Source organism: Billgrantia gudaonensis, assembly GCF_900100195.1.
Lineage (GTDB): Bacteria > Pseudomonadota > Gammaproteobacteria > Pseudomonadales > Halomonadaceae > Halomonas > Halomonas gudaonensis.
In genome coordinates this window covers 12,397-27,647 of sequence record NZ_FNES01000004.1, presented here as the reverse complement: position 1 = coordinate 27,647, position 15,251 = coordinate 12,397, and the positions used below count along the sequence as shown (strand labels likewise).

Genomic DNA, 15,251 nt, shown 5'->3' with positions numbered 1-15,251 from the left:
GTCGTGAGGCGCTGGCTGCAAGTTCGAGAAGTCTTTATACGGTTATCTTTGATCGCTGCCCACCAATAGCGACACCTTCTAAGCACGCATCGGTACATCCTCAACGCATGCGATAATCGCGCAGATTGTCAGCCGTCAAGGCCACGACGTTCTGGCGCGCTTCCGGGGTGATCCAAGCGTTGTGCGGCGTGACGATCAGGTTCAGCGGTTCGTCCAGCGCATCGATCAGCGGGTGTCCGTCACGCGGAGGCTCCACCGGAAGGACGTCGACCCCCAGGCCGCCCAGGCGGCCGCCACGCAGTGCTTCCAGTGCCGCTTCTTCGTCGATGATGCCGCCGCGAGCGCAATTGATCAGCAGCGCATCCGGCTTGAGGGTAGCCAGGCGGCCTGCATCGAACAGGTGGCGTGTGGCCTCGCTGAGTGGGCAGTGCAGGCTGATCACGTCCGCTTCGGGGGCCAGTTCGGCGATGGCCGGCCGGCTGTCGGCGGCCTCGTTGCCCGGCCTGGCGGCATAGGTGACATGCATGCCGAAGGCGTTGGCCAGGCTGCCGACGCGCTTGCCGAGCTCTCCTTGTCCGACGATCGCCAGGTGCTTGCCTTCCAGCTGCAGGGTGCGGTGATCCATGCGGCAGAAGAAAGCGGATTCGCCCCAGCGGCCGGCAGCCACGTCACGCTGATAGAGCGGCAGCCGATTGGCGAGAGCCAACATCAGCATCAGGGTGTGCTGGGCCACGCTGGCGGTGCCGTAGGCGGTGACGTTCTTCACCGTGATTCCCAGCTTTTCGGCAGCTGCCATGTCGATGTTGTTGGTACCGGTGGCAAGCACGCAGATCAGCTCGAGTTCGGGCAGCGCTTCCAGGGTCGGCGCATCCAGCACCACCTTGTTGACGATGGCGACCTGAGCATTCGTCAACCGCTCCCGGCTCTGCGCCGTCGTGCTGAGGTCATGCACCTCGAGATCGTCCACCTGGTCGCGGATGGGGGACAGGTCGACATCGGGGCCCAGGCTTGCGGCATCGAGAATCACGGCTTTCATGGCGGTTTCCTCGTTTCTTGGCGTGGTCGTCGGGTCGGTTGCAGGGCTGGGACAGGCCCCGACTGTCAGGCTATACTATCGGGCTTTGATGGCAGACTTGGAAAGTGTTCGGTCCGGCCTTATATCTTCGCCGGTGGTTGCGCTGTCTAATCAGAGTGAGAAAAACCATGCCCATCTACGAATATCAGTGCAAGGCCTGCGGTCACCGTCTGGAAAAGCTCCAGAAGGTCAGTGCCGCTCCGTTGACCGACTGTCCCGCCTGCCAGGCTCCCGAGCTGGGGCGCCTCATCTCGGCAGCCGGATTCCGGCTGGCAGGCGGTGGCTGGTACGAAACCGACTTCAAGTCCGGCGGCAAGAAGAATCTGGCCGGCGATGGCGGCGGGGATGCCGCCGCCGGCAAGACTCCCGCCAAGGACGGTGCCGCGGCCTGAGGCCGAGGCACCGGGGAACGACACTCAATCGATAACGCGAGAACACAGGATACGACATGCGCAGCCATTATTGCGGCCAGCTCAACGAGACCCTGGTGGACCAGACGGTCACCCTGTGCGGCTGGGTTCACCGCCGCCGTGACCACGGGGGCGTGATCTTCCTCGACATGCGCGATCGCGACGGCATCGCCCAGGTCGTGGTCGATCCCGATACCGCCGAGGCTTTCGCGAATGCCGACCGTGCCCGCAGCGAGTACGTGCTGCGCATTCAGGGGCGGGTGAGGCTGCGTCCGGAAGGTACCCAGAATCCCAACATGCCCACCGGCCTGGTCGAGGTGCTGGCCAAGGACGTGGAGGTGCTCAACACCGCCGTCACGCCGCCATTCCAGCTCGACGAGCATGGCAAAGTGGGCGAAGAGGTGCGTCTCAAGCATCGCTACATCGACCTGCGTCGTCCGGAGATGATCGACAAGCTGCGCCTGCGCTCGCGCATCTCCCACAGCGTGCGGGCCTTCCTCGAGGGCGAAGGTTTTCTCGACATCGAGACGCCGATCCTGACGCGTGCCACGCCGGAAGGGGCTCGCGACTATCTGGTGCCGAGCCGGACCCATCCCGGCAGCTTCTTCGCGCTGCCTCAGTCGCCCCAGTTGTTCAAGCAACTGCTGATGGTGGCCGGCTTCGATCGCTACTACCAGATCGCCAAGTGTTTCCGCGACGAGGATCTGCGCGCCGACCGCCAGCCCGAGTTCACCCAGATCGACATCGAGGCTTCCTTCGTCGAAGAAGACGACATCATGCGCGTCACCGAGCGGATGATCCGTCAACTCTTCCAGGAGGTACTGGCCGTCGAGCTGCCCGAGTTTCCGCGCATGACCTGGCACGACGCGATGCAACGCTACGGCTCCGACAAGCCGGATCTGCGCATCCCGCTGGAGCTCGCCGACGTCGACGACCTGATGCAGCGGGTGGATTTCAAGGTCTTCTCCGGTCCGGCCAATGCCGAGGACGGCCGCGTGGCCGCGCTCAGGGTGCCGGGCGGTGCCAGGCTCACGCGCAAGGAGATCGACGAGTATACCAAGTTCGTTGGCATCTACGGGGCCAAGGGGCTGGCGTGGATTAAGGTCAACGAGCGGGCCAAGGGGCTCGAAGGGCTGCAGTCGCCCATCGTCAAGTTCATGGAGAACGTGGTCGAGGCGCTGCTCGACCGGGTGGGCGCCGAGGATGGCGACATCATCTTCTTCGGTGCCGACAAGGCGCGCATCGTCAACGAGGCGATCGGCGCGCTGCGCGTCAAGCTGGGCGAGGATCTCGATCTCTACACCCATGATTGGGCACCGCTGTGGGTCGTCGACTTCCCGATGTTCGAGGAGGAGAGCGACGGCAGTCTGAGCCCGCTGCACCATCCCTTCACTTCGCCTTCCTGCAGCCCGCAAGCGCTCGAGGCCGACCCCGCCGCGGCGCTGTCGCGTGCCTACGACATGGTACTCAACGGTACCGAACTGGGCGGCGGTTCGATCCGTATCCACGATCGGGCCATGCAGAACACCGTGTTCGAGATTCTCGGCATTGGAGAAGACGAGGCACGCGAGAAATTCGGCTTCCTGCTCGATGCGCTGCAGTACGGTGCTCCGCCCCATGGCGGCCTGGCCTTTGGCCTCGACCGTCTGGTCATGCTGATGGCCGGTGCGCGGACCATTCGTGAGGTCATCGCCTTCCCCAAGACCCAGAGTGCCGCCTGTCTGATGACCGATGCACCCGGCGTGGTGAGTGGCGAGCAGCTGCGCGAGCTCAACATTCGCTTGCGCCAGAAAGCCAAGCCGGAAACCGCCGACGAGTAGAGCGTCGACGGTGCCTTCGTCTCGACACCGGCGCCATCAGGCGCCGGTGTCGTCTGCAAACCACCCGATCCGGAGGATGCGATGGCAGGCCACAGCAAGTGGGCCAATATCAAGCACCGCAAGGCGGCCCAGGACGCCAAGCGTGGCAAGATCTTTTCCAAGCTGATTCGCGAACTCAACGTGGCCGCGCGCCTGGGTGGGCCGGAGCCCGACGACAACCCGCGGCTGCGGGCGGCCATCGACAAGGCGCTGGCCAACAACATGACCAAGGACACCATCCAGCGTGCCGTGGACCGAGGCGCCGGCAACGCCGATGGCGACGACATGGAGGAGTGCGTCTACGAAGGATACGGACCCGAGGGGGTGGCCCTGCTGGTGGAGTGCATGACCGACAATCGCAACCGCACCGTCTCCGACGTGCGTCACGCTTTCAACAAGTGCGGCGGCAATCTGGGCACCAGCGGTTCGGTGGCGTTCCTGTTCCACAAACAGGGGCGCCTGCTGCTGCCCGCCGACGTCACGGAGGAGCAGGCCATGGAAGCGACCCTGGAAGCGGAACCCGAGGAAATCGAGGTGCGCGATGACGGGCGTCTCGAGGTGGTCACCACTCCCGAGGCCTTCGGTCGAGTGAAAGATGCCCTGGTCGCGGCCGGTATCGAGCCCGAATATAGCGACGTGGGGCTCTATCCGGAGACCTACACGCCCATCGCGGATGCTGAGCTGGCGAGCAAGGTGATCCGTCTGATCGATAGGCTCGAGGATCTGGACGACGTGCAGAACGTCTATACCAATGCGGACTTCAGCGATGAGGCTCTCGATGCGCTCGAGTGAGCCGCACCCATGTTGATCCTGGGCATCGACCCAGGCTCGCGCATCACCGGCTATGGCGTGCTTGACGTGGCCACGGCCACGCCTCGCTACGTGGCCAGCGGCTGCATTCGCATCCAGGCCGACGACCTGGCCCAGAAACTGGCCCAGGTGTATGCCGGCATCAGCGAGCTGATCGCCGTGCATCGTCCCGCGGAGTTCGCCATCGAACAGGTTTTCATGGCCAGGAATGCCGACTCGGCGCTCAAGCTGGGCCAGGCTCGCGGCACGGCCATCGTCTGTGCTGCCAACCACGGTCTGCCGGTCAGCGAGTACGGTCCGCGTCAGATCAAGCAGGCCGTCGCCGGCACTGGCAACGCCGACAAGTCGCAGGTCCAGCATATGGTGACGGCCATCCTGGGCCTCGACGGCACTCCCCAGGCGGATGCGGCGGATGCCCTGGCTATCGCGCTGACCCATGCGCATGCACGTCGTGGGCTGATCACCGCCGGCAGTTACGGCGGCCATCGGCGTCGACGTCGTGGCGATTCCTGGCGTGACTACCAGCCGTGATGCCGTCATCCGCCCAGCGTCGGTGGGCAGTTCGTGAACGCTGTTTTATGAGGGCTGGCCAGCCGCTTGGGCGGCCAGTATAGTGGCGCCATGGCATCGCCATGGCTGCAGTGATTCGTATTGTCACGACGCTGCCTGATCCGATACAGGAACTCGGCCCATGATAGGACGCCTGCGCGGCACTCTTCTCGACAAGCAGCCTCCCTGGCTGGTGGTGGACGTCGGTGGCGTCGGCTATGAAGTCGAGGCATCGATGACCACCTTGGTGGCCTTGCCCGGCGTCGGCGAAGGGGTTTCGCTGTATACCCATCTGGTGGTGCGCGACGATGCGCATCTGCTCTACGGGTTTGCCCGCGAGCAGGAGCGCGCCTTGTTCCGTGCTCTCATTCGCGTCAACGGCATTGGTCCGAAGCTGGCCTTGGCGATCCTTTCCGGCATGGACGAAGCGGCCTTCATGCGCTGCGTGATGGACGACGATGCCAAGGCGCTCACGCGTCTGCCGGGGGTTGGCAAGAAGACGGCCGAACGCCTGATCATCGAAATGCGCGACCGGTTTCCGCATTGGGAGCGCCGCGATGGTGCGGTCTTGGCCTCCGAGTCCGCCAGCGCGTCCATGGACGCACGCGAAACGGACCCGTTGGCCGATGCCGAGGCGGCACTCGTGAGCCTGGGGTACAAGCCGGCCGAGGCTGCCAAGATGTTGGTCGGCGTGGAGGAGGGCCTCTCCATCGAAGCGATGATCAAGGCGGCGCTGACGCGCCGGATGGCGGGTTGAGGCAGTGACGGTCTACATGGCGGGAGCCGCTCGGCCGGTGGCTCCACATGAAAGCGAGGAGTGGCATGATCGACAATGACCGACTGATTGCCGCCGACGAGCGCGAGGGCGAGCGCCGCATCGATCATGCCATCCGCCCTCAGCGTCTGGCCGAGTACATCGGCCAGCCGCGCGTGCGCGAGCAGCTGGACATTTTCATCAGCGCCGCTCGCGGTCGCGACGAGAGTCTCGATCACACTCTGGTTTTCGGTCCGCCGGGGCTCGGCAAGACGACCCTGGCCAACATCATCGCTACCGAGATGGGGGTGGGGCTCAAGTCGACGTCGGGGCCGGTGCTGGAGCGCGCCGGCGACCTGGCCGCCATGCTCACCAACCTGCAGCCGGGCGACGTACTGTTCATCGACGAGATCCACCGTCTCTCGCCGGTGGTGGAGGAGATTCTCTATCCGGCGATGGAAGACTTCCAGCTCGATATCGTCATCGGCGAGGGGCCGGCGGCACGCTCCATCAAACTGGACCTGCCCCATTTCACCCTGGTGGGGGCGACGACCCGGGCAGGGCTTTTGACCTCGCCACTGCGCGACCGATTCGGGATCGTGCAGCGTTTGGAGTTCTACGCCACCGACGAGTTGACCGAGATCGTCAGTCGTTCGGCGCGATTGCTCGGCGTCGAGACCGACGTGGCCGGCGCCACCGAGGTGGCTCGCCGCTCGCGTGGCACGCCACGCATCGCCAACCGGCTGCTGCGCCGGGTGCGCGATTTCGCCGAGGTGCGCGGCAGCGGTCGGGTGGATGCGGCCATCGCCGACCAGGCGCTCAACATGCTGCACGTCGATCATCACGGTCTCGATCACATGGACCGGCGCCTGCTGCTGGCGATGATCGAGAAGTTCGACGGTGGGCCGGTCGGGGTCGACTCGCTGTCCGCGGCCATTGGCGAGGAGCGCGATACCATCGAAGACGTCATCGAGCCCTATTTGATCCAGCAGGGGCTGATGATGCGGACCCCACGAGGGCGGATGGTCACGCGCCAGGCATGGCAGCATTTCGGCCTGGTTCCGCACGAGGCGGCCCAGGACGCCGCCGGCGAGGTGCGGCCGTGAGCGAATCGCGTTTTCCGCTGCGCGTCTACCTCGAGGATACCGATGCCGGTGGTATCGTGTATTACGTCAACTATCTCAAATACATGGAGCGGGCGCGCAGCGAGTGGCTACGCCAGCACGGCCTCAGCCAGAGCGAGCTCCTTGCCGAAGGCATTCAACTGGTGGTGCATCGTCTGGAATGCCGCTATGTCAAGCCCGCTCGGCTGGACGATGAGCTGTTCGTCGACGCTTCCGTCCAGTCTCATGGACGTTGCCGGCTGAGCTTTGCACAGACGGTAACACGATGCGGGGAACCCCTGTGCGAGGCCAGGGTCGACATCGCCTGTCTGGATGCGTCCCGCCTCAAGCCCACGCCATGGCCGTCGGCGCTCGCCGCGGCCATCCACGGAACACAGCACGATTGACGAGGATGCCCGTGAACGACTCCATGTCCATTCCCCACCTGATCATGAGCGCCAGCACCGTGGTGCAGCTGGTGATGCTGATCCTGGTGATCGGCTCGGTTCTCTCCTGGGTAGTGATCTTCCAGCGCACTTTCATCATGCGTCGCGCGCGCAAGGCCCACCAGGAATTCGAGGAGCGCTTCTGGTCCGGGGTCGATCTCAACGAACTCTACCGCGAGACGCCGGCCGAACAGGAAACCCAGGGTGCAGAGCACGTCTTTCGTGCCGGGTTTCGTGAGTTCAACCGCCTGCTGACCAAGACTCGCAGCCCTGAGGCGATCCTCGATGGCGTGCAGCGCAGCATGCGGGTGGCCTGGTCACGTGAGGAAGACCGCCTGACTCTTCACCTGGTGTTCCTCGCCACCGTGGCTTCGGCAAGCCCCTACATCGGGCTTTTCGGTACCGTCTGGGGGATCATGGGGTCCTTCCAGTCGCTCTCCATGGCGCAGCAGGCGACGCTCGCCACCGTGGCACCGTGGATCGCCGAAGCCTTGATCGCCACTGCCATGGGGTTGTTTGCGGCCATTCCTGCAGTGATTTTCTACAATCGACTCTCCAACGAGTCCGGGCGGCTGCTCGGCAAGTACGAGGACTTCGCCGAAGAGTTTCACTCCATCCTGCACCGCAACCTGCAAGGCCGCAGCGAAGCCGGCAGCGCCTGAGGGAGTCACTCCATGCATGGACCGTTCAATCGCAGTGGCCGCCGCAAGCCCATGGGCGAGATCAACGTCGTACCCTTCATCGACGTCATGCTGGTGCTGCTGGTGATCTTCATGATCACCGCCCCCATGCTGACACAAGGCGTCCAGGTCGAGTTGCCGCAGGTCAGCTCGGAGCCCATCGACGATGCCCAGGACAACGATCCCATCATCGTATCGGTCGACCGGGAGGGCGATTACTACCTCACGCTGGGCGATGACGACAGCCAATTGGCGCTCGATGAACTGACGGATCGTGTCATGACCCTGCTGGAGCGGCGGCCGGGCACGTCGGTGCTGGTGCGCGGCGATCGCAACGTGCCCTACGGGCAAGTCGTGACGCTGATGAGCCGCCTTCAGGTCGCGGGGGTGGCCAACGTTGGTTTGATATCCGAGCCGCCGTCGGGTGATTGAGGAGCACAAGGACGCCATGGCCCGACACGATCAGCGCGTTGGATACGGCTTGCCGTTGATATTGGCACTGGGGCTGCATGTCCTGGTGGTGGTGATCAGCGTCGTCAGTCTGCCCGGCAGCGAGGACGAGCCGCCGTCCAGTGCCATCGTGCAGGCCACTCTGGTCAGTACCGAAACGGCGACCGACCAGGCCCAACGCGCCGAGGAGGCGCGCACGCGCGCCGCGCAGCGCCAGGAAGAGGCGAGCGAAGTCGAGGCTGACGAACCGGCCGAGGCGGAGCCGAGTGAAGAGCCCGAGCCTGAGGATACCCAGGAAGCCGAGCGATCGCCGGAGATCGATTCACAGGCCGCCGAGGAAGCCCAAGCCCTCGAAGAAGCGCGTCGTGCCGCCGAGGCCGAAGCCCAGCGGCGTGCCGAAGAGGCCGAGCGCCAGGCGCAGCTGCGCCGACAGCAGGAAGCCGAAGCGGAGCAGCGTCGGCGTGAAGCGGCGGCGGAAGCGGAGCGTCAGGCTGAAGAAGAGGCCGAGCGTCAGCGCCAGCAAGAAGAGGAGCAGCGCCGTCGAGAGGAGGAAGAGGCCGAACGCCAGCGCCAGCAGGAGGAAGAGCAGCGCCGTCGGGAAGAGGAAGAGGCCGAGCGCCAGCGCCAGCAGGAGGAAGAGCAGCGCCGTCGGGAAGAGGAAGAGGCCGAGCGCCAGCGCCAGCGCCAGCAAGAGGAAGAACAGCGCCGTCGAGAGGAGGAAGAGGCCGAGCGCCAGCGTCGGGCCGCTGAAGCTGCCAACCAGGGACTCGACCGTGCCATCGAAGGTGAAAGCGATGCGGTGGCCAATGCCGAACAAGCCCAGGAAGCGGCCAACAGCTTCATCAATCTGGTTCGCCGCGCAGTGGAACAGGCCTGGGTGATTCCGCCGGGAGCGGGCGATGGGCTCTCCGTCACCGTTCAGGTTCGCCTGGGACCATCCGGTGAACTGTTCGCAGCTACCATTACCCAAGGAAGTGGTGATAGCTCCTTCGACCGTTCCGCAATCCAGGCCGTCGAAGCTGCCCAGCCGTTCAACGAGCTGCGCCAGCTACCGGCCGGTGCACAACGCCGTTTCCGAGAATTCAACCTGAGATTCACACCGGGGGATATCCGCTGATGAAAGCCCTGATGACTGCTTGGTTGGGTGTCATGATGCTGTGTTTCACGACGCTCGCCCAGGCCCAATTGACCATCGAGATCACCCGCGGCAACGATCGCGCGACACCCATTGCAGTAGTCCCGTTCGCGACGGATGGCGAGGAGTTGCCCGAGGACGTGGCACAGGTGATCAGCGACGACCTGGAACGCAGCGGCCATTTCGCGCCGCTGTCGCGCGATGACATGTTCGATCGTCCGTCCCGTAGCGAGGATGTGAGCTATGGGGAATGGAGCGCGCTGGACGTGCGCTACCTGGTCGTCGGTGAAGTCAGCCGTGACGGTGACGGCTACCGGATTCGCTACGAGCTGATGGACGTCAGTGGCAGCCAGCGCATGCTGGGCGAGACGGTCACCGCCGGCAGCGGTGAACTGCGGGGTGGTGCCCACTTCATCAGCGATCAGGTGTTCGAGGAGATCACCGGCATTCGCGGAGCCTTCTCGACGCGCATCGCCTACGTCACTGCCCAGGGGGTGGGCGATGATCAACAGTTCGGTCTCTACGTCGCCGATGCCGATGGCCATGGCAGCCAGCGCGTGCTGGAGTCCGGACAGCCGATTCTATCGCCGGCCTGGTCACCGGACGGACAGAAGTTGGCTTATGTCTCCTTCGAAAGCGGGCGCCCAGCCATCTACGTCCAGGAACTGGCCTCCGGACAGCGTGTTCGGATGACGTCGTTCGAGGGTCTCAACAGTGCTCCGGCCTGGTCGCCGGATGGACGTCGCCTGGCGATGTCGCTGTCCAAGGACGGCCGCCCCGAGATCTACGTGATGGACATTGCCGATCGCAGCGTCCAGCGCCTCACCAACAGTTCGAGCATCGATACCGAGCCGGACTGGGCACCGGACGGAGAGAGCCTGTTGTTCACCTCCGACCGTAGCGGGGGGCCGCAGATCTATCGCTACGACCTGGCGAGCGGCGAGCAGGAACGCCTCACGTTCACCGGCAATTACAATGCCCGTGGTCGCTTCGCTCCGGATGGCGACGCGATCTTTCTGATCCATCGCAGCAGCAACGGCTACCAGGTGGCCAGGCAGGATCTCGATTCGGGACGTCTGGTGACGCTCAGCGAAACGCGGTGGGATGAATCGCCCAGTGTTGCCCCCAACGGGACCATGGTAATCTTCGCCACCCGGCAGGGTGATAATGGCGTGTTGAGCGCCGTGTCAGCCGACGGTCGCGCATCCTATCGCCTGCCATCGGCCCAGGGTGACGTACGGGAGCCTGCCTGGTCTCCGTTTCTGAACTGATATGCCACCAAGGAGTTTGACGATGCCTTTCAAGTCGCATGCCAGATTGCTGGCCCTGACGTTTTCGCTGGCCCTGATTGCCGGTTGCTCCAGCACCGGCGGAACCCAGGACGGCACCACGGACGGCAGCCGCAGTGGAACCGACAGCAGTGACGCCGGTACCGGCCAGGTCAGCAGCAGCGGAGTCGGTACGACCGGTGACCGAGCCAGCCAGCAGGCCGATGGCCGGATACCCGAAGTGCGTACCATCTACTTCGACTTCGATAGCGACACCATCAAGTCCCAGTACGAGCCGGTACTGACGGCTCATGCGCGCTACCTGCGCAGCAATGGCGATGCCCGAGTGGTTCTGCAGGGCCATACCGATGAGCGCGGTACCCGCGAATACAACATGGCCTTGGGTGAGCGCCGTGCCGGTTCTGTCAGTCGTTTCCTGGAAGTGCAGGGCGTCTCGCCGTCGCAGGTCGAGGTGGTCAGCTACGGCGAGGAGCGTCCGGCCGTGCAGGGCCATGATGAAGAAGCGTATGCCGAGAATCGCCGCGTCGTCTTCGATTACTGATCGACTCGACGCCATGCGTCGATGGAGTCATGCATGCAACACGGTCTGAAACGGCTGTGCGGCGCGGGAGCCCTGGTGCTCCCGCTGTCCGTATGGCTACCGGCACTGGCCCAGCAGGGTCCTGTCGTGGAAGATCTGCGCGATGAAGCGGGTTCTTTCCTCGACCAGACGGAGGTGCGCGAAGCACCCAGCGGCAACCTGGTGATCTTCAATCAGGTGCAGCAGCACGAGGAGGAGATCCGCCAGCTGCGCGGCCAGGTGGAGGAGCTTCGTCACCAGCTCGAGCAGCTTCGCAATCAGACGCGACAACAGTACATGGATCTGGACGAGCGGCTGATGGCCGAGGATGCCGGCATGGAATCGCCCGAGGTGGATGAACAGGCCGCTCGCCAGGTTGTCGAAACGCCCTCGCCGAGCGGAACCAGCGAAGACGCTCAGGCCGCCTACCAAGCCGCTTTCGCTCACGTGCAGTCGCGTGAGTTCGAAGAGGCGATCCGCGCTTTCGAGACGTTCGTGGACGAGTACCCCGACACGCGTCTGACGGCCAACGGTTATTACTGGCTGGGCGAGCTGCATTCGGCCGAAGCGAATCTGGAAGAAGCCGAGGCCGCCTTCCAGCGCGTGATCGACGATTTCCCGGATAGCAGCAAGTTGCCCGATGCGCTCTACAAGTTGGGCCTGGTCAAGGCGCGGCAGGGTGAACCCGAGGAGAGTCGAGCGCTGCTCGAACGGGTTCGCGACGATCACCCCGACAGCAGTGCTGCCGGACTAGCCGACGACTTCCTGCGCCAGTCGCTATGATGCGCGTGCCGACGAAGGAACAGCCATGAACTGCAAGATCGACTATCAGGCGCCTGCCGATCTGCTCAAGGAGCGGATCGTGCTGGTGACGGGGGCCGGCGACGGCATCGGGCGTGCGGCATCGCTGGCCTTTGCCCGCCATGGTGCCACGGTGATCCTGTTGGGGCGTACCCTCTCCAAGCTGGAAAAGGTCTACGACGAGATCGAAGCGGCGGGTCTGCCCCAGCCGGCCATATTTCCCCTGAACTTCGAAGGGGCGACGCTCAAGGACTACCACGACATGGCCGAGACGCTGGACAAGGAGTTCGGGCGTCTCGATGGCGTGTTGCACAATGCCGGACTGCTGGGCAACATCACGCCTTTCGTGCAGTACGACCCGGCATTGTGGGAGCAGGTGATGCAGGTCAACCTCAATGGACCGATCTGGATGACCCAGGCGCTGATGCCGTTGCTCGAAGCTTCCAAGGATGCCTCGGTGGTGTTCACCTCTTCCGGCGTGGGCCGCAAGGGGCGTGCCTACTGGGGCGCCTACAGCGTTTCCAAGTTCGCCACCGAGGGCTTCATGGAGGTGTTGGCCGACGAGGTCGAGCATCGAGGCAACATTCGCGTCAACAGCCTCAACCCGGGCGCCACTCGCACCCGGATGCGGGCCAGTGCCTATCCGGGCGAAGATCCCGAAACGCTACTCACGCCGGAAGCGATCATGCCCACCTATCTTTGGCTGATGGGGCCCGACAGTCGCGGGCATAATGGCGAACGCTTCGACGCCCAGCCGCCAAGGTGATGACTGGCTGCTAGGCGTCCCCGACGAATCGCTGCATTGCCCGGATGCTCGCATTCCTCACGTATGACTCCATACCCTTGGGATGCGATGCTCCGGGCGCCTGGCCCGCTCGCCGATTCGTGCGACCTTAACGGGTCATGCCGGGTCCAATAGGGCGGCAGCGAGCGCTTCGCCGGTGGCGTACCAATGGTCGGCGGGCCAGTCGCGGTAGTCTTCGTCCGCCTCGATATAGCCGTAGCCCACTGCCACGCCGACCATGCCGGCGTGGCGTGCCGCTTCCATGTCGCGTCGGTGATCGCCGATGTACCAGCACCGCTCTGCGCTCACACCGAGCCGTTCGGCGGCGTGCCACAGCGGTGCGGGGTCGGGCTTGCGCACCGGCAGGTCGTCGGCGCAAACCAGCACTCCGGGCTGGAGGTCCAGGGCAGCCACCAGCGGGGCGGCGTAGGCGCGCGGTTTGTTGGTGACGATGCCCCAGGGACGAGTCGCTGCCTGCCAGTTCGTCAGCAACGAAGCCAGGGCAGGGAAGACCCGGCTCTCGGCGGCGACCGCCTCTCCGTAGGCAGCGAGCAGGAAGCTGCGAGCGTCGTCGTGTCCCTCGGCGGCCTTTTCCAGCCCTAGCGCCAGGGTGACCAGCGCGCTGCCACCGTTGGAAACCTGGGCGCGGATGACCTCATAGGGAAGCGGCGACAATCCATGATGGGCGCGCAGGGCGTTGGTGGCCCGTGCCAGGTCCGGCGCCGTATCCACCAGGGTGCCATCCAGATCGAAGAGCAGGGCATCGGGGCGAGCGTTCACGGCTGCTCCCGGCGGCAGTGCATGAGATAGTTGACCGAGACATCGCTGGCCGACAGGCGGTAGCGACGGGTCAGCGGATTGTAGACGAGCCCACTCTGCTCGCGCACCTCGAGCCCCGCTTCCCGACACCACCCGGCCAGTTCCGAAGGACGAATGAACTTGGCGTAGTCATGGGTGCCGCGAGGCAGCATGTGCAGCAGGTATTCGGCACCGATTATCGCCAGCGCATAGGCCTTGGGGTTGCGGTTGAGGGTCGAAAAGAAGACGTGGCCGCCCGGCTTGACCAGGGTCGCACAGGCACGAATCACCGACGCCGGATCGGGGACGTGTTCCAGCATTTCCAGGCAGGTGACCACATCGAATTCGCCAGGCCGTGCCTCGGCCATCGCCTCGGCGCTTGCCTGCTGGTAGTCGACTTCGACACCGCTTTCCCGGGCGTGCAAGCGGGCCACGCCGAGCGGAGCCTCGCCCATGTCGATGCCCGTGACTCGGGCTCCGCGATGGGCCATGGCCTCGGCGAGCAGGCCTCCGCCGCAGCCCACGTCGACCACCTGGCGGCCGGCCAGCCCACAGCGTGCATCGATGAAGTCGAGACGCAGCGGATTGATGTCGTGCAGCGGCTTGAACTCGCTCTCCGGATCCCACCAGCGGCTGGCCAGGGATTCGAACTTGGCGACTTCCGCGGGATCGACGTTGGTCTGTGGGGCGCTTGTGCTCATTCGAGCTTCTCCCTGTGTTTGGCGAGCCGCCATTAGCATCGGCAGGCTCCTTCGGTATCATGCACGTATTGTACCCGTAGCCGATGCGGCATTCCCATGATTCGGACTCCCGAACGCCTGCGTGCGTTGCGGACTCTGCTGACAAGGACGATTCCATGATACGCAAGGCCGTTCTGCCCGTCGCCGGGCTCGGCACTCGATGCCTGCCGGCCTCCAAGGCGATCCCCAAGGAGATGATCACCGTCGTCGACCGTCCTGTGATCCAGTACGTGGTCGATGAAGCGGTGCGAGCCGGCATACGCGACATCGTGCTGGTGACCCATACCAGCAAGGGCGCCATCGAGAACCACTTCGACAAGCATTTCGAACTCGAAGCGACCCTCGAGGCCAAGGGCAAGCAGGCGCTGCTCGAACAGCTGCGCCACATCGTTCCGGATGACGTCAACATCATCAGCGTTCGTCAGCCGGAGCCGCTGGGGTTGGGGCATGCGGTGCTCTGCGCACGGCCGGTGATCGGTGATGACGAACCCTTTGCCGTGCTGCTGCCCGACGTGCTGGTCGATGACGAGGGCCTGGAACGGAGCGATCTGGCCGGCATGCTCGCCGCTTTCGAAGACACCGGGCGCGGCCAACTGATGGTCGAGGAAGTACCCTGGGAGCGCGTCGACCGTTACGGCATCGTGGCGCCCGAAGGCGACGCACCCGCGGCGGGTCAGTCCGCGCCGTTGACCGGCATGGTCGAGAAGCCATCGCGCGAAGCGGCGCCTTCCAACCTTGCCGTGATCGGACGCTACGCATTGCCCGGTGCGATCTTCGCGCTGCTTGCCGATACCCCGCCCGGGGCGGGCAACGAGATTCAACTGACCGACGCCATCGATGCCCTGCGGGCTGCCAAGGGCGTGGATGCGTGGCGCATGCGTGGCCAGACCTTCGATTGCGGTCAGCCGTTGGGCTACCTCGAGGCGACGCTGGCCTATGGCCGGCGGCATCCCGAGCTTGGCGCGGGGTTTCGTGAACTGCTCGCTCGCTACGCCCAGCCGGAGTGAGC

At 64.7% G+C, this 15,251-nt stretch carries 18 protein-coding genes; 15 read left to right on the top strand and 3 right to left on the bottom strand.

Going from position 1 to position 15,251, the window contains the following annotated elements; all coding sequences use genetic code 11:
- Positions 1 to 100: 100 nt before the first annotated feature.
- On the bottom strand, positions 101 to 1,036 hold the full coding sequence (locus tag BLP96_RS05970) for an NAD(P)-dependent oxidoreductase (protein ID WP_089684149.1): 936 nt from the start codon (positions 1,034 to 1,036) through the stop codon (positions 101 to 103).
- 167 nt (positions 1,037 to 1,203) lie between these two features.
- Here BLP96_RS05970 and BLP96_RS05965 point away from each other — a divergent pair, with 167 nt between their 5' ends.
- The 14 genes from BLP96_RS05965 (at position 1,204) to BLP96_RS05900 (ending at position 12,686) form a co-directional block, all read left to right on the top strand.
- Complete coding sequence (locus BLP96_RS05965) at positions 1,204 to 1,467, top strand: FmdB family zinc ribbon protein (protein ID WP_089684147.1); 264 nt, start codon at positions 1,204 to 1,206, stop codon at positions 1,465 to 1,467.
- Between the two features lie 56 nt (positions 1,468 to 1,523).
- Positions 1,524 to 3,305, top strand: a complete 1,782-nt coding sequence (gene aspS / locus BLP96_RS05960; protein WP_089684146.1) for an aspartate--tRNA ligase — start codon at positions 1,524 to 1,526, stop codon at positions 3,303 to 3,305.
- Between the two features lie 81 nt (positions 3,306 to 3,386).
- A complete protein-coding gene (locus BLP96_RS05955; RefSeq protein WP_089684144.1) occupies positions 3,387 to 4,136 on the top strand; it encodes a YebC/PmpR family DNA-binding transcriptional regulator in 750 nt (249 codons plus the stop codon).
- A gap of 9 nt (positions 4,137 to 4,145) precedes the next feature.
- Positions 4,146 to 4,685 (top strand): crossover junction endodeoxyribonuclease RuvC, encoded by a 540-nt coding sequence (gene ruvC, locus BLP96_RS05950; RefSeq protein WP_089684142.1) that lies wholly within the window; start codon positions 4,146 to 4,148, stop codon positions 4,683 to 4,685.
- Between the two features lie 160 nt (positions 4,686 to 4,845).
- Positions 4,846 to 5,460, top strand: a complete 615-nt coding sequence (gene ruvA / locus BLP96_RS05945; protein ID WP_089684140.1) for a Holliday junction branch migration protein RuvA — start codon at positions 4,846 to 4,848, stop codon at positions 5,458 to 5,460.
- Positions 5,461 to 5,525: 65 nt separating this feature from the next.
- Positions 5,526 to 6,563, top strand: coding sequence for a Holliday junction branch migration DNA helicase RuvB (ruvB, locus tag BLP96_RS05940; protein WP_089684138.1), 1,038 nt, complete (start codon positions 5,526 to 5,528; stop codon positions 6,561 to 6,563).
- Complete coding sequence (gene ybgC / locus BLP96_RS05935) at positions 6,560 to 6,967, top strand: tol-pal system-associated acyl-CoA thioesterase (protein WP_245682175.1); 408 nt, start codon at positions 6,560 to 6,562, stop codon at positions 6,965 to 6,967. The genes ruvB and ybgC overlap by 4 nt, the downstream gene beginning before the upstream one ends.
- An 11-nt stretch (positions 6,968 to 6,978) precedes the next feature.
- A complete protein-coding gene (tolQ, locus tag BLP96_RS05930; protein ID WP_089684662.1) occupies positions 6,979 to 7,668 on the top strand; it encodes a protein TolQ in 690 nt (229 codons plus the stop codon).
- Positions 7,669 to 7,680: 12 nt separating this feature from the next.
- The gene (gene tolR / locus BLP96_RS05925; protein WP_089684134.1) at positions 7,681 to 8,118 is read left to right on the top strand and encodes a protein TolR; all 438 of its coding nucleotides are present in this window, start codon (positions 7,681 to 7,683) and stop codon (positions 8,116 to 8,118) included.
- Between the two features lie 16 nt (positions 8,119 to 8,134).
- Positions 8,135 to 9,253, top strand: coding sequence for a cell envelope integrity protein TolA (tolA, locus tag BLP96_RS05920; RefSeq protein ID WP_089684132.1), 1,119 nt, complete (start codon positions 8,135 to 8,137; stop codon positions 9,251 to 9,253).
- Positions 9,253 to 10,542 (top strand): Tol-Pal system beta propeller repeat protein TolB, encoded by a 1,290-nt coding sequence (gene tolB / locus BLP96_RS05915; RefSeq protein WP_089684130.1) that lies wholly within the window; start codon positions 9,253 to 9,255, stop codon positions 10,540 to 10,542. Before tolA ends, tolB begins: the two co-directional genes overlap by 1 nt.
- Positions 10,543 to 10,564: 22 nt before the next feature.
- Entirely contained in the window at positions 10,565 to 11,101 is a 537-nt protein-coding gene (pal, locus tag BLP96_RS05910; protein WP_089684128.1) for a peptidoglycan-associated lipoprotein Pal, read from the top strand.
- 33 nt (positions 11,102 to 11,134) lie between these two features.
- Positions 11,135 to 11,902, top strand: coding sequence for a tol-pal system protein YbgF (gene ybgF / locus BLP96_RS05905; RefSeq protein WP_089684126.1), 768 nt, complete (start codon positions 11,135 to 11,137; stop codon positions 11,900 to 11,902).
- A gap of 25 nt (positions 11,903 to 11,927) precedes the next feature.
- Entirely contained in the window at positions 11,928 to 12,686 is a 759-nt protein-coding gene (locus BLP96_RS05900; protein WP_089684124.1) for a YciK family oxidoreductase, read from the top strand.
- Positions 12,687 to 12,821: 135 nt separating this feature from the next.
- On the opposite strand, the gene BLP96_RS05895 is transcribed toward BLP96_RS05900, so the two are convergent.
- Both BLP96_RS05895 and ubiG read right to left on the bottom strand, forming a co-directional pair.
- Entirely contained in the window at positions 12,822 to 13,484 is a 663-nt protein-coding gene (locus BLP96_RS05895; protein WP_089684122.1) for an HAD-IA family hydrolase, read from the bottom strand.
- Positions 13,481 to 14,203, bottom strand: a complete 723-nt coding sequence (ubiG, locus tag BLP96_RS05890) for a bifunctional 2-polyprenyl-6-hydroxyphenol methylase/3-demethylubiquinol 3-O-methyltransferase UbiG (protein WP_089684120.1) — start codon at positions 14,201 to 14,203, stop codon at positions 13,481 to 13,483. The genes BLP96_RS05895 and ubiG overlap by 4 nt, the downstream gene beginning before the upstream one ends.
- A 155-nt stretch (positions 14,204 to 14,358) precedes the next feature.
- Between ubiG and galU the strand changes: the two genes are divergently transcribed.
- On the top strand, positions 14,359 to 15,249 hold the full coding sequence (galU, locus tag BLP96_RS05885) for a UTP--glucose-1-phosphate uridylyltransferase GalU (protein ID WP_089684119.1): 891 nt from the start codon (positions 14,359 to 14,361) through the stop codon (positions 15,247 to 15,249).
- The last annotated feature ends 2 nt before the right edge of the window (positions 15,250 to 15,251 follow it).